This window comes from Caldimonas sp. KR1-144 (assembly GCF_049446155.1).
In the GTDB taxonomy this organism is placed as follows: domain Bacteria; phylum Pseudomonadota; class Gammaproteobacteria; order Burkholderiales; family Burkholderiaceae_C; genus Rivibacter.
The window spans coordinates 258,558-271,659 of record NZ_JBMSEE010000002.1; the positions used below are offsets into that span (position 1 = coordinate 258,558).

General features: G+C 72.3%; 11 protein-coding genes. 8 read left to right on the forward strand and 3 right to left on the reverse strand.

Features of this window, described 5'->3' with window-relative positions; genetic code table 11:
* Positions 1 to 32 precede the first annotated feature (32 nt).
* Positions 33 to 500, reverse strand: a complete 468-nt coding sequence (locus ACO2TI_RS05195) for a hypothetical protein (RefSeq protein ID WP_423282447.1) — start codon at positions 498 to 500, stop codon at positions 33 to 35.
* A 135-nt stretch (positions 501 to 635) separates the two neighbouring features.
* Between ACO2TI_RS05195 and ACO2TI_RS05200 the strand changes: the two genes are divergently transcribed.
* The 4 genes from ACO2TI_RS05200 to ACO2TI_RS05215 all read left to right on the forward strand — a co-directional run bounded on the left by ACO2TI_RS05200 (position 636) and on the right by ACO2TI_RS05215 (position 6,981).
* A complete protein-coding gene (locus tag ACO2TI_RS05200) occupies positions 636 to 1,028 on the forward strand; it encodes a hypothetical protein (RefSeq protein WP_423282449.1) in 393 nt (130 codons plus the stop codon).
* 78 nt (positions 1,029 to 1,106) lie between these two features.
* The gene (locus ACO2TI_RS05205) at positions 1,107 to 2,342 is read left to right on the forward strand and encodes a TolC family protein (RefSeq protein WP_423282450.1); all 1,236 of its coding nucleotides are present in this window, start codon (positions 1,107 to 1,109) and stop codon (positions 2,340 to 2,342) included.
* On the forward strand, positions 2,339 to 3,811 hold the full coding sequence (locus ACO2TI_RS05210; protein ID WP_423282451.1) for an efflux RND transporter periplasmic adaptor subunit: 1,473 nt from the start codon (positions 2,339 to 2,341) through the stop codon (positions 3,809 to 3,811). The genes ACO2TI_RS05205 and ACO2TI_RS05210 overlap by 4 nt, the downstream gene beginning before the upstream one ends.
* Entirely contained in the window at positions 3,808 to 6,981 is a 3,174-nt protein-coding gene (locus tag ACO2TI_RS05215) for an efflux RND transporter permease subunit (RefSeq protein ID WP_423282452.1), read from the forward strand. Before ACO2TI_RS05210 ends, ACO2TI_RS05215 begins: the two co-directional genes overlap by 4 nt.
* Before the next feature lie 18 nt (positions 6,982 to 6,999).
* Here ACO2TI_RS05215 and ACO2TI_RS05220 read toward each other — a convergent pair whose 3' ends face one another.
* A complete protein-coding gene (locus ACO2TI_RS05220) occupies positions 7,000 to 7,287 on the reverse strand; it encodes a DUF4148 domain-containing protein (protein WP_423282453.1) in 288 nt (95 codons plus the stop codon).
* A 269-nt stretch (positions 7,288 to 7,556) separates the two neighbouring features.
* Between ACO2TI_RS05220 and ACO2TI_RS05225 the strand changes: the two genes are divergently transcribed.
* Complete coding sequence (locus ACO2TI_RS05225; RefSeq protein WP_423282455.1) at positions 7,557 to 8,093, forward strand: hemerythrin domain-containing protein; 537 nt, start codon at positions 7,557 to 7,559, stop codon at positions 8,091 to 8,093.
* Between the two features lie 47 nt (positions 8,094 to 8,140).
* Here ACO2TI_RS05225 and ACO2TI_RS05230 read toward each other — a convergent pair whose 3' ends face one another.
* Positions 8,141 to 8,743 carry a DJ-1/PfpI family protein gene (locus ACO2TI_RS05230; RefSeq protein WP_423283316.1) on the reverse strand — a complete coding sequence of 201 codons (603 nt, stop codon included), beginning with the start codon at positions 8,741 to 8,743 and terminating at the stop codon, positions 8,141 to 8,143.
* 95 nt (positions 8,744 to 8,838) lie between these two features.
* Here ACO2TI_RS05230 and ACO2TI_RS05235 point away from each other — a divergent pair, with 95 nt between their 5' ends.
* The 3 genes from ACO2TI_RS05235 to ACO2TI_RS05245 all read left to right on the forward strand — a co-directional run bounded on the left by ACO2TI_RS05235 (position 8,839) and on the right by ACO2TI_RS05245 (position 13,095).
* Positions 8,839 to 10,173, forward strand: coding sequence for a PLP-dependent aminotransferase family protein (locus ACO2TI_RS05235; protein ID WP_423282456.1), 1,335 nt, complete (start codon positions 8,839 to 8,841; stop codon positions 10,171 to 10,173).
* A 109-nt stretch (positions 10,174 to 10,282) separates the two neighbouring features.
* On the forward strand, positions 10,283 to 12,406 hold the full coding sequence (locus ACO2TI_RS05240; protein WP_423282458.1) for a phosphocholine-specific phospholipase C: 2,124 nt from the start codon (positions 10,283 to 10,285) through the stop codon (positions 12,404 to 12,406).
* Between the two features lie 77 nt (positions 12,407 to 12,483).
* Positions 12,484 to 13,095, forward strand: coding sequence for a DUF2242 domain-containing protein (locus ACO2TI_RS05245; RefSeq protein ID WP_423282459.1), 612 nt, complete (start codon positions 12,484 to 12,486; stop codon positions 13,093 to 13,095).
* Positions 13,096 to 13,102 lie beyond the last annotated feature (7 nt).

Consider the following 13,102-nt stretch of genomic DNA (forward strand, 5'->3'; position numbering starts at 1 on the left):
CCCCTCGGCCCCCCGCGAGGCCGTTCAATGGGTCACGTGGTTCGTGGCGGACGCTCCTGGCCGCCCGAGAGGAAGCTTGGCGCGGGCACGATCAGGCGAGGAAAGACGACCGTGCCCGAATCGGCGTGATCGGGCATCGACCAGATCTCGCCCACCATGTGCGTGAGCGAGCAAAGCGCCGAACACGCGTCGCAACTGCCTGCGCCGGCGTGGGCGGAAGCTGTGCCGGCCTGATCGCTCGCGTGATGCGAGCCCGGCGGCGCGCCGTGGCGGTCGGGGCCGCAGTGTTCGCGCTCCTCGTCCTCGCCTTGTCCGCCCGCCGGCGCGTCGACCCGCTCCTCGACCTGCATGCCGGGGCCGCCGGGCGAACACAGCATCGCGGCCGCCACCGCGCCTTTGATCGGCAGCAGGATCGCGATTGCGATCGACATCCAAAGGCGAGCAGACTTCACGGCCAGGAGCCTGCGAAGCGGGGCGCAGGCGGCGATACAGCGGCTCAAACCATAGACCGTTGCGCCGCAAAGCGATGCCGGCGCGTGCCCCGCAGTTCGGGGAGGGCGCGGCTTGCTTTCGGACAGAAGGCAGCTTTGGCCAGTCGCCCGGACGCGCTGCGTCGCCCTAAACTCGGTTTTCCTATGCGCCCGCGCCATGCCCGCCTGACGACTGCACTCTTCTTGGTGCTGTCGCTGCTGTTCGCGCAGCTGGCACTGGCGAGCTACGTGTGCCCGGGCCAAGCCGATGCGCTGGCGATGGCCGAGATGATGGCCGAGATGGGGGCCGCCGGCGAACCTTGCGAAGGCATGGACGCCCAGCAGCCCGTGCTGTGCCATCAGCACGCCGCCGACCCCGGCAAGACCTTCGAGCCCGTCAAGCTGCCGGTGGCCTCGCTGCCGATGGTGGTCCTGGTGCTCGAGCGGCCGCTCGTGCTCGACGCAGACCGCGCCGGCTGCGCGCCCATGGCGAGCACGCCCGAAGCGCGGCCGCCACCGGACCCGCTCTTCCTCGCCACGCTCAGGCTTCGAGTCTGACCCGCTCCGCCGACCGACCGGCGCCGGGTGCGGCTTCGTCCGCACACCGGCTGCGTCCTGTTCGTCTCCGGAGCCGTCATGCCGTCCAACTTCTTGCGAGCAGCCGCCGTTGCTGCCGCCGCCATCCTGCCGGCCTGGTGCGCCGCGCAGCCGTTGTCGTTCGACCAGGCCCTGAGCCTGGCCGCCCAGCGCTCGGAAGCCGCGCGCGCCGCCCGCGCCGCCGCGCTGGGCGCCGACGAGTCCGCCCGTGCCGCCGGCCAGTTGCCGGACCCGATGCTGCGCGCGGGCATCGAGAACCTGCCGGTCACTGGCGCCGAGCGCTGGCGCACGGCGGTCGAGCCGATGACGATGAAGCGCATCGGCATCAGCCAGGAGTGGCTGGCCGCCGACAAGCGCGCCGCGCGCGAAGGCGCCGCGCGGGCGATGGCGCAGCGCGAAGCCGCGCAAGGCGGCGTGGCCGAGGGTGACGCTCGTCTCCAGGCCGCGCAGGCCTATCTGGAGGCCTGGTATGCCGAGGCAGCGCTGCGGCTTGCCGCACAGACCGAGCATCACCTCCACGAAGAGCTCGAGGCGGCGCGTGCCCGATGGGCCGGCGCCGCGGGCGCCGCGGCCGAAGTGCTGCAACTGGACGCCGCTCGTGGCATGGCGCAAGACGAGAGCGACGAGGCACGCCAGCAGCAGGCGAGCGCGCTCGTGGCGCTGGCGCGCTGGGTCGGCTTTCGGCCCGAATCGATTGCGCCGCCGCCGAGTCTCACGCCGCCCTCCGAGGCGGACTACGTGGCTCGCCATCCCGCCGTCGTGGCGCTGCGCAGCGAGGCCGAGCTCGCGCGCCGCAATGCCGCCGTGGCCCGCCACGAGCGATCGGCCAACTGGACCTGGGAACTCGCCTACGGTCAGCGCGCCGGCTACCCGGACCTGGTGAGCTTCGGCGTCAGCATCCCGCTGCAGATCGCGCCGGCGCGACGCCAGGACCGCGAGATCGCCGCCAAGCTCGCCCTGGTCGACCAGGCCGAGGCCGAACTCGCCGAGGCCACGCGCGCCGCCACCGCGCAGTACCAGGCGCTGGCCGGCGATGCCGATCGATTGCGCCAGCGCCTCCAGCGCTACGAGCGCGCGGTGGTCGCGCCGGCGGGGCGGCGCACCGCGGCCGCGCTGGCGGCGTATCGCTCGAACCAGGCGTCGCTCGCCGCGCTGTTCGACGCGAGGCACATGGAGGTGGAGGTGCAGCGCAAGCTGCTCGCGCTGCAACGCGAGCTCGACCGGGCCCAGGTCGAGCTCGCGCTCAAGCCGCTCGCGCAAGGAGGTGCCCGATGAAGCGCACGGTGTTGTTCGCGGCCGTCTCGCTGGCCGGCCTGGCGCTGGCCGCGGCCGGCTTCTTTGCGGGGCGCGCCAGCTCGCCCCATGCCGCGCCGCCAACCGCGCCGGCCGGCGAGCGCCAGGTCCTCTATTGGCACGACCCGATGGTGCCCGGCCCGCGCTTCGACAAGCCCGGCAAGTCGCCGTTCATGGACATGCAGCTGGTGCCGGTCTACGCCGACGAGGCCGGCGACGCGGGCGTGAAGATCAGCCCGACGGTCCAGCAGAACCTCGGCATCCGCACCGCGGTGGTCAAGAAGGCCGAGCTCGCATCGTCGATCGACGCGATCGGCAGCGTGCAGTTCGACGAGCGCCTGGGCATGGTGGTGCAAACGCGCGTGGCCGGCTTCGTCGAGCGCCTGCATGTGCGCGCGCCGATGGAGCGCGTGCGCAAGGGCCAGGCGCTGGCGACCGTGTTCGCGCCGGAGTGGCTGGCGCCGATCAACGAGCTGCTCGCGCTGCAGCGCGCTGGCGGTGCGCCGGAGATCGTGGCCGCCGCGCGCGATCGGCTGCGCGCGATGTCGGTCCCCGACTCGCTGGTCCGGCAAAGCGAGGCCGCCGGCACGGCGCAGGCGCGCTTCACGCTCACCGCGCCGGTGAGCGGCGTGGTGGCCGAGCTCGGCGTGCGAGAAGGCGCGGCCGTCGCGCCCGGCACGACGCTGTTTCGCATCGCCGGCCTGGGCAAGGTCTGGGTCGTGGCCGAGGTGCCCGAGGCGCAGGCGCTGCGCCTCGCGCGCGGCCAGAAGGTCCGGGCCGTGCTGCAGGCCGACGCGTCGCAGGCCTTCGACGGCAAGCTCGAGGAGATCCTGCCGCAGGTGAGCGCGAGCACGCGCAGCTTGCAGGCGCGCTTCACGCTCGACAACCGCGGCGCGCGGCTGATGCCCGGCATGCTGATGCGGCTGCAGCTGGCCGCCGCGCCGACCGCGCGCCTCGTGATGCCCGCCGAAGCGGCCATCCGCACCGGCACGCGCGCGATCGCGATCGTGCGCGACGCCCAGGGCGCGTTCGCGCCGCGCGAGATCACGCTCGGCGCCGAGCTGGGCGAGCAGGTCGAGGTGCTGGCCGGCCTGAGCGAAGGCGAGCAGGTGGTCGCCAGCGGGCAGTTCCTCGTCGACTCGGAAGCGCGGCTCAAGTCGGTGCTCGGCGCGATGGCCGCGGGCTCGCCGGCATCGGCCCCGGCGGCCGCCGCACCGCATGTCTACCGCGCCGAGGGCAAGGTCGAGCGCATCGACGCCGACGGCATCACGATCTCGCACGGCCCTCTGCCCGAACTGCAGTGGCCGGCAATGACGATGGGCTTCGGCAAGCCGGACCCGAAGGCCTTCGCCGATCTCCAAGCCGGCGACGTCGTGCGCTTCGAGTTCCGCCAAGGCGGGCCGACGGACTGGGAGCTGGTCGCTGCGCAGAAGATCGGAGGCGCGCCATGATCGCCGCGCTGATCCGCTGGTCGATCGCGAACCGTTTCCTGGTGATCGCCGCGACGCTGGGCCTGGTCGCCGCGGCGCTGTGGTCGACGGCCACGATGCCGGTCGACGCGCTGCCGGACCTGTCGGACACGCAGGTCATCGTGCGCACGAGCTACCCCGGCAAGCCGCCGCAGGTGGTCGAGGACCTGGTGACCTACCCGCTGACGACGACCATGCTCAGCGTGCCGGGCGCGAAGACCGTGCGCGGCTACTCGTTCTTCGGCGACTCCTTCGTCTACATCCTGTTCGACGACCGGACCGATCCGTACTGGGCCCGCTCGCGCGTGGTCGAAAGCCTCAACCAGGTGCAAGGCCGCCTGCCGGCCGGCGCGTCGGCCGCGCTGGGTCCCGACGCCACCGGCGTGGGCTGGATCTACGAGTACGCGCTCGTCGACCGCAGCGGCCGCCACGACATCGGCCAGCTGCGCGCGCTGAACGACTGGTTCCTGAAGTTCGAGCTGAAGACCGTGCCCGACGTCGCCGAGGTGGCCTCGATCGGCGGCATGGTGCGCCAGTACCAGGTCGTGCTCGACCCCGACCGCATGCGCGCGCTGAACATCACGCAGGCGATGGTGATCGAGGCGCTGCAGCGGGCCAACCAGTCCTCGGGCGGCTCGGTCGTCGAGCTGGCCGAGACCGAGTACATGGTGCGCTCGCGCGGCTTCCTGAAGACGCTCGACGACTTTCGCGTCGTCCCGCTGGCCGTCTCGGGCGCGACGCCGGTGCTGCTGCGCGACGTCGCGACGCTGCAGATCGGCCCGGAGATGCGCCGCGGCATCGCCGAGCTCGACGGCGAGGGCGAGGTGGCGGGCGGCGTCGTCGTGATGCGCTCGGGCAAGAACGCGCGCACGACGATCGCCGCCGTCAAGGCCCGGCTCGCGGCGCTGGCGGCCAGCTTGCCGCCCGGCGTCGAGGTGGTGGAGACCTACGACCGCTCGAAGCTCATCGACCGCGCGATCGACAACCTCAAGCTCAAGCTCGGCGAGGAGTTCGTCGCCGTCGCGCTGGTCTGCGCGCTATTCCTGTTCCACCTGCGCTCGGCGCTCGTCGCGCTGATCGCGCTGCCGGTCGCCGTCGGCGCGGCCTTCGTCGTGATGCGCTGGCAGGGCCTCAACGCCAACATCCTCTCGCTCGCGGGCATCGCGCTGGCGCTCGGCGCGGCGCTCGACGGCGTGGTCGTGCTGCTCGAGGCGACGCACAAGCGCATCGAGGCCTTCGAGCATGAACACGCGCGGCGGCCGCAGGCGCCGGAGCGATGGCGCCTGGTCACGCAGGCCAGCGTCGAGGTCGGCCCGGCGCTGTTCTTCTCGCTGCTGATCATCACGCTGTCGTTCCTGCCGGTCTTCACGCTCGAGGCGCAGGAGGGCCGGCTGTTCGCGCCGCTGGCCTTCACCAAGACCTACGCGATGGCCGCGGCGGCGGCGCTGTCGGTGACGCTGGTGCCGGTGCTGATGGGCTACCTGGTGCGCGGGCGCATCCCGCGCGAGGCCGCGAACCCCCTGAACCGCTGGCTGATGGCCGCGTACCGCCCGGCACTGGAGCTGGTGCTGCGCTTTCCGAAGGCCGCGCTGGCCGCCGCCGGCCTCGTGCTGGCGCTGACCGCGTTCCCGCTCGCGCGCCTGGGCGGCGAGTTCATGCCGCCGCTCGACGAAGGCGACCTGCTGTACATGCCCTCGGCCCTGCCGGGACTGTCGGTCTCCAAGGCCGGCGCGTTGCTGCAGCAGACCGACCGGCTCATCAAGACCGTGCCCGAGGTCGAGCGCGTGTTCGGCAAGGCGGGCCGCGCCGACACGGCCACCGACCCGGCGCCGCTGGAGATGTTCGAGACGACGATCCAGTTCAAGCCGCGCGAGCAGTGGCGCGCCGGCATGACGCCGCAGCGCCTGGTCGACGAGCTCGACCGCGTCGTGAGGGTGCCGGGCCTGACCAACGTCTGGGTGCCACCGATCCGCAACCGCATCGACATGTTGGCCACCGGCATCAAGTCGCCGGTCGGCATCAAGGTCGCCGGCACCGACCTGGAGGCGATCGACCGGCTGACGACGCAGATCGAGCAGGCGGTGCGGCGCGTGCCCGGCGTGTCCTCGGCGCTGGCCGAGCGGCTCAGCGGCGGGCGCTATATCGACGTCGATGTCGACCGCGCCGCCGCCGCGCGCCACGGGCTGCCGGTGGCCGAAGTGCAGGCCGTCGTCTCGACCGCCATCGGCGGCGACAACGTCGGCGAGGTCGTCAGCGGGCGCGAGCGCTATCCGATCAACGTGCGCTATCCGCGCGAGATCCGCGACTCGCTCGAACGGCTGCGCACGCTGCCCTTCGTGACCGCGCAAGGCGCCCAGCTGCTGCTGCAGGACGTGGCGCGCCTGCGCGTCGAGGACGGGCCGCCGATGCTGCGCAGCGAGAACGCGCGGCTGTCGGGCTGGGTCTATGTCGACGTGCGCGGCCGCGACCTGCGCTCGGTGGTCAAGGACATGCAGGCCGCGGTCGCGCGGGACGTGCCAATGCCGGCCGGCTACGCGGTCTCGTGGTCGGGGCAGTTCGAGTACCTCGAGCGCGCCACCGCCCGCCTGAAGCTCGTCGTGCCGGCGACGCTGGCCGTGATCTTCGTGCTGCTCTACCTGCTGTTTCGCGACGCGACCGACGCGCTGCTGGTGATGGCCGCGGTGCCGTTCTCGCTGGTCGGCGGCTTCTGGCTGATCTGGCTGCTCGGGCACTCGGTGTCGGTGGCGACGGCGGTGGGCTTCATCGCGCTGGCCGGCGTCGCGGCCGAGTTCGGCGTCGTGATGCTGGTCTACCTCGAGAACGCCTGGCAGCGCCGTCGCGCGGCGGGCGAACCCGACGACGAAGCGACGCTGCTCGAGGCCATCCGCGAAGGCGCCGTGCTGCGCGTGCGGCCCAAGGCGATGACGGTGGCCATCGTGCTCGCCGGCCTGCTGCCCATGCTGTGGGGCGAGGGCACGGGCGCCGAGGTCATGGAGCGCATCGCTGCGCCGATGGTCGGCGGCATGGTGACCGCGCCGCTGCTCAGCATGCTCGTCGTGCCTGCAGCTTGGTACCTCGTGCACCGCCGCCGGCTCGCGGCCGCGCGGCGCGGGCGGACGCTCGGCGCGCCTGCCGGCGAAACCGCCATTTGACGCACGAAGCGGGCGGATTCAGCGGCTGGCGGCGCCCTGGCCCGGCTCGCCGCGCGCGAGCGCGTCGCGGCCGTCATCGCGCTCGGCGGCCTTGCCGCGCGTGCCGGACTTGAGGCTCCACGAGACCGGCGGCGGCAGGCTGACCTCGCGGCTGCTGAAGTCCATGCGGCCGGCCGCGCGCGCGGCGGCCACTTCGGCCTGCACGTCGGCGCGGGTCTTGGGAGCAGGGCCGTCCTGCGCGCTGGCAAACGGGCTGGCGCCCAGCAGCGCAACGGCGAGGGCGGCGATCAAGGCTTGGCGGTTCATGATGGCGATGTCCTTCGAGTGGCTCGAATGGCGCCCGGACGGGCACGAACGATTCGATGGCTTGACTCTAGGAACGCATCGCCCGTGGATAAACGGCAAACGCGGCAATGGCCCGTTGCACAGGCACGAACAATCGCCGCCCGCAAGTGCGGGTCGGCGGCAGGCTCTGCGCGCGCACAAGCCGGCGTGAAAGGCGTAATCTGGGTGCGGCGCGATCACAACCGGGCCCCGCAGGGACGATCAGGGAGCTGACCCAGACGAGGCTTGCCATGCTGGCCGTTCAAATGGCGTGGAGCCTGCTTGAAGCGGAGCACCGCCACATGCGCGCGATGCTGGACGAGGCCGTGATGCTCGCCGGGCAGGGCGGTGGCACCTGCCATGCGGCCACGGCGCGGCGCGTGCTGCCGCTGCTCGACGAGCTGGAGGCCTTCGACAAGGCGACGCACCGGCCCAAGGGCCTCACGATGCTGGGCACCATGAAGGGCCGCTCGGCCGCGGCCGACCTGCATCTCGACGCGATGGCATCGGCGCGCGCGCGCGCCGATGCGGCCCTCATGCATGCCAAGGCGCTGCTGAAAGCGGCGGCCGACGGTGACATCCTGGCCCAGAGCACCTGCCAGTCGCTGCTGTCGGGCTACCGCGAAGTCCTGCTGCAGCAGATGGACGAGGAGGAGACCTTGCTGCGCCGCCACGCCGAGAGCGTGCTGACGCAGGAAGAGTGGTCGCTGCTGGTTTCTGAGATGTCGTCGCGGCTCGCCGCGGCTCGGCCGCCGCCGGCCTCGAAGGACGGCGGTGCAAGCCACTGAATCCCGCTCCCGCTGGCGGGGAGAGGGTTGCGGGCTGGGCCAGGCGCTCAGGCCGGCAGCGAGGGCTCGATGTGCCTCATCGCGTTGGCAACGTAGGCCTCCTTCTCGCCCACCGGCGCCACGTAGTGCAGCGCCGCCGCGGCCGCGTCGCGCCCTTGCAGGCGCGCGATGACCCAGGCCGCGAGATAGGGCGAGGCCATGCAGCCGCCCGCGGTGGCGACGTTGCCGCGCGCGAAGAACGGCTGGTTCAGTACGTCGACGCCGGCTTCCTGCACCCAGGGCTTGGTGGTCAGGTCGGTGCATGCGGGCACGTTGCCCAGCAGGCCGAGCTTGGCGAGCACGAGCGTGCCCGAGCACTGCGCGGCAACGAGCTGGCGCGCCGGATCGAGCGCGAGGCGGTTCATCAGATGCGCATCTTCGACCACCTCGCGCGTCTTGATGCCGCTGCCGACGATGATGGCATCCGCGCACCGCGCCTCCTCCAGCGCCGACTGCGCGCGCAGCGTCACGCCGTTCATCGACGTGACCTCGGCCGCCGGGCAGCACAGGCTCACGCGCCAGCCGGGCGTCTTGATGCGGTTGAGGATGCCCAGTGCCACGAGCGAGTCGAGCTCGTTGAAGCCTTCGAAGGTCAGGATCGCGATGTGCATGGCGGCCTCGGTGTCGGGGTGCGAAGCCATCGTAGGCCGCGCGATCAATACAATCAAAAAATTGTCATGAGTACATCGCGCCAGCACGCCGCGCCATGGCCGAGACCCGCTACCAGCAGCTCGTCGACGAACTGACCGCGCAGATCCGCAGCGGCCGTCTTCCGCCCGGCACGCGGCTGCCGACGCACCGCCTGCTGGCGCAGCGCCACGGCGTGGCGCTGGTGACGGCGTCGCGCGCCTATGCGCGGCTCGCGGAGCTCGGGTTGGTGAGCGGCGAGGTCGGGCGGGGGACCTTCGTGCGCGAGGTGGCGCTGCCGCGCGATCTGGGCCTCGATCAGCAGGCGGTGGCGGCCGGGCTGGTGGATCTCAACTTCAACTACCCCTCGCTGCCGGGCCAGGCCGATCTGCTGCGCGCCGCGCTGCGGCAGGTCGCGGCCAGCGGGGAGCTCGAGCCGTTGCTGCGCTACGCGCCGCACGGCGGGCGGCCGCACGAGCGCGCCTGCGTCGCCCGGCATCTCGCGGCGCGCGGCGTCGAGGCCGACGCGGCGCAAGTGATGATCGTCGACGGCGCACAGCAGGGCCTGGCCGTCACCGTGCTCGCGCTGCTGAAGCCGGGCGACGTGGTCGCGCTCGACGCCCTGACCTACCCGGGCTTCAAGGTCCTGGCCGAGATGCAGCGGCTCGAGCTGGCGCCGCTGCCGGCCCTGGGCCAGGGCTTCGATCCGGACGCTCTCGAGCGCCTGTGCCAGCGCCGGCGCGTGCGCGCGCTCTACACGATGCCGACGCTGCACAACCCGCTCGGCTGGGTGATGAGCGAAAGCCGGCGGCGTCGCGTCGCGGCCATCTGCCGGCGCCACGGCGTGCTCGTCATCGAGGACGCCGCCTACGCCTTTCTCGCGCCCGAGGCGGCGCCGCCGCTCGCGGCGCTGGCGCCCGAGTCGACGGTCTACGTCAGCGGCCTGTCCAAGAGCGTCGCGACCGGCCTGCGCTTCGGCTTCGTCGCCGCGCCGCCGCCGTGGGTCGCGAAGATCGAGCGCGCGATCCGCGCGACGACCTGGAGCACGCCAGGCCTGACGACGGCCATCGCCTGCCAGTGGCTGGACGACGGCACCGTCGAGCGGCTCGAGTCCGAGAAGCGCGCCGATGCGCGCTCGCGCCAGCAGATCGCCGCGCAGGCGCTCGCCGGCCTGCGCTGCGTGCGCCATCCGGCCTCGTACTTCGTCTGGCTGCCGCTGCCCGAGGAGACGCGCGCCGACCGCGTCGCCGCGGCGCTGATGCAAGAGGGCGTCTCGGTCTCCACCGCTGAACCCTTCGCGGCGACCCGGCATGTGCCGCATGCCATACGCCTGGCCCTGGGCTCGGTGCCGCCGCACAGCCTGCGCGCGGCGCTGGGCACGGTGCGCCGGGTGGTGGAAGCGCAGTCCTGCTGAAGCGCGCTGCCGCGCTCGGGTTTCACCGGCCCGTCATCACCGCTGCCTACCGTGCGCGGGCGTTTGCGGCGTGCGCCGACCCACGCCCCGTCTGCCCGAAGAGGTTTGCATGACCCGAGATACACGTTCGCGCCGCGAGGTGCTCAAGGCGCTGGCCGCCGTCGGTTCGCTCAGTGCGCTGCCCGACAGCATCCAGCAGGCACTCGCGGTGCCGGCCTACCAACGCACCGGCACCATCAAGGATGTGCAGCACATCGTCATCCTGACGCAGGAGAACCGCTCGTTCGACCACTACTTCGGCACGCTGCGCGGCGTGCGCGGCTTCGGCGATCCGCGTGCGGTGAAGCTGCCGTCGGGCAAGCCGGTGTGGCACCAGCCCGCAGGCGCCGGCGAAGTGCTGCCCTACCGCCCGCCGGTCGAGCACCTCGGCGCGCACTACCTGCCCGACCCGCCGCACGGCTGGAACGACGGCCACGCGGCCTGGAACCAGGGCCGCTACGACCAGTGGATCGCGAACAAGGGCATCGTCGCGATGACGCACAACCTGCGCCACGACGTGCCCTACCACTTCGCGCTGGCCGAGGCGTTCACGCTGTGCGACGCCTACCACTGCGCGCTGATGGGGCCGACCGACCCGAACCGCTACTACATGTGGACCGGCTGGGCCGGCAACGACGGCTCCGGCGGCGGCCCGGTGATCACCAACGCCGAACTCGGCTACGGCTGGAAGACCTTTCCCGAGCGCCTGCTCGAGGCCGGCATCAGCTGGAAGGTCTACCAGGACATCGGCGACGGCCTGTTCGCCAGCGACACCGTCTGGTGGGGCTGGACCGGCGACGCCTTCATCGGCAACTACGGCGACAACTCGCTGCTGTACTTCAAGCAGTACCAGAACGCGCCGGCCGGCTCGCCGCTGGCACTGCGCGCGAAGACCGGCACCGAGATCAAGAGCCTCAATCGCGACCCGATGCAGCTGCTGGCGGACTTTCGCGCCGACGTGATGGCCAACCGCCTGCCTCAGGTGAGCTGGATCGCCGCGCCCGAGGCCTACAGCGAGCACCCGAACTGGCCGACCGACTTCGGCGCCTGGTACATCTCGCGCGTGCTCGAGGCGCTGGTCGCCAACCCCGAGGTGTGGAGCAAGACGGTGCTCCTCATCAACTACGACGAGGAGGGCGGCTTCTTCGACCACATGGTGCCGCCGACGCCGCCGATGTCGGCCCAGCACGGCGCCTCGACGGTGCCGGTGACGAACGAGATCTTCCCCGGCGACGCGTCCGGCCATCCGGCCGGGCCCTATGGCCTGGGCCCGCGCGTGCCGCTGTTCGCCGTCTCGCCGTGGAGCCGCGGCGGCTGGGTCAACTCGCAGCTGTTCGACCACACCTCGGTGATCAAATTCATCGAGAAGCGCTTCGCCGACGAGCACCCGGGCCTGGTCGAAACCAACATCCAGCCGTGGCGCCGCGCGGTCACCGGCGACCTCACCTCGGTGTTCAACTTCAGGACGCCCAACGCCGCGCTGCCGGCGCTGCCCAGCGTCGCGCACTACATGCCGGTCGACAAGACCAAGCAGCCCGACATGGGTCTCGCGGTGCCGGGCACGCAGGCGCTGCCGCGGCAGGAGCGCGGCCTGCGCCGCTCGCGCGCGCTGCCCTACGAGCTGCACGCCGACGGCGCGCTCGACGGCTCGAGCGGTGCGTTCAGGATCGCGATGTCCAACTCGGGCGATGCGACCGCGGTGTTCCAGGTGCGCTCGGGCAACTCGGCCGACCTGCCGCGCTGCTACACGGTCGAGCCGGGCAAGCAGCTCGAGGGCGTGTGGCAGGCCGCCTGGGCCGGCCAGCCGCGCTACGACCTCGAGGTGCACGGCCCCAACGGCTTCCTGCGCGCCTACCGAGGCGCATCGGCCGGCGCGAGCCGCGCCAACGTGCAGGTGCGCGCGCGCTACGAGGACGCGCGCGGCCGCGACGACGACGCGACGCTGGCGCTGGTCTTCGTCAACCGCTCGGCCCAGAAGGCGGTGCTGCGGATTGCCGACCAGTACGGCGGCCGCGCGCGCAAGATCGAGCTCGACGCCGGCCGCGAGCTGCGCCTGAAGTGGGAGGTCGAGCGCAGCGGCCGCTGGTACGACCTGGTGATCACGGTCGACGGCGACGCCGACTTCCGCGTGCAGCTGGCCGGGCGCGTCGAGAACGGCCGTGACGGCATCAGCGATCCGGCGTTCGGGAGCTGACGAGGGCGGGCATGCCGACGGCGCGGGGTCGTCGGCATGCGCGGCGGCGCAGGGCACCGCTTCCTAGAATGGCGCCCATGGAAACCGTGTTCTCCCGCGCGGACCGCGCGCTTCGCGCCTGCCGCAGCGCCGGCGCGGCGACGGCGCTGGCCCTGCTCGCCGCCTGCTCGACCACCGCCTCGCGCGACAGCGTCTACCAGCACGAGCGCTTTGAATCCACCGAGACCCACCTGCGCAGCCTCGACGCGCCGACCGTGCAGGTCTGTGAAGCGGCGCGGCGCGCGCTGCTGAGCCAGGGCTACCTGATCGTGCAGGCGCTGCGCGAGCAGGTCATCGCGCGCAAGAGCTTCCAGCCCGACCCCGAGGTCCACATGGAGCTGCAGTTCAACGTCGCCTGCGCGCCCGACGGCCGCACCGGCCGCAGCTCGCTGGCCTTCGCGACCGCGGTGCAGGACCGCTACACGCTCAAGAAGGCCGCCAACTCGGCCAGCCTGGGCGTCGGTGCGCTGGGCTCGCTGTCGGTGCCGCTGACGGCGAGCGACGAGTCGATGGTCAAGGTGGGCAGCGAGACGATCTCGTCGAGCGCCTTCTACGAGCGCTTCTTCGTGCTGGTCGAACGCTTCCTGAGCGACGCCGACCCCGAGGCGGTGGAGGCGCCCGCGCCGTCCGCGCCGACGACGGGCCAGTAGCGGTCCG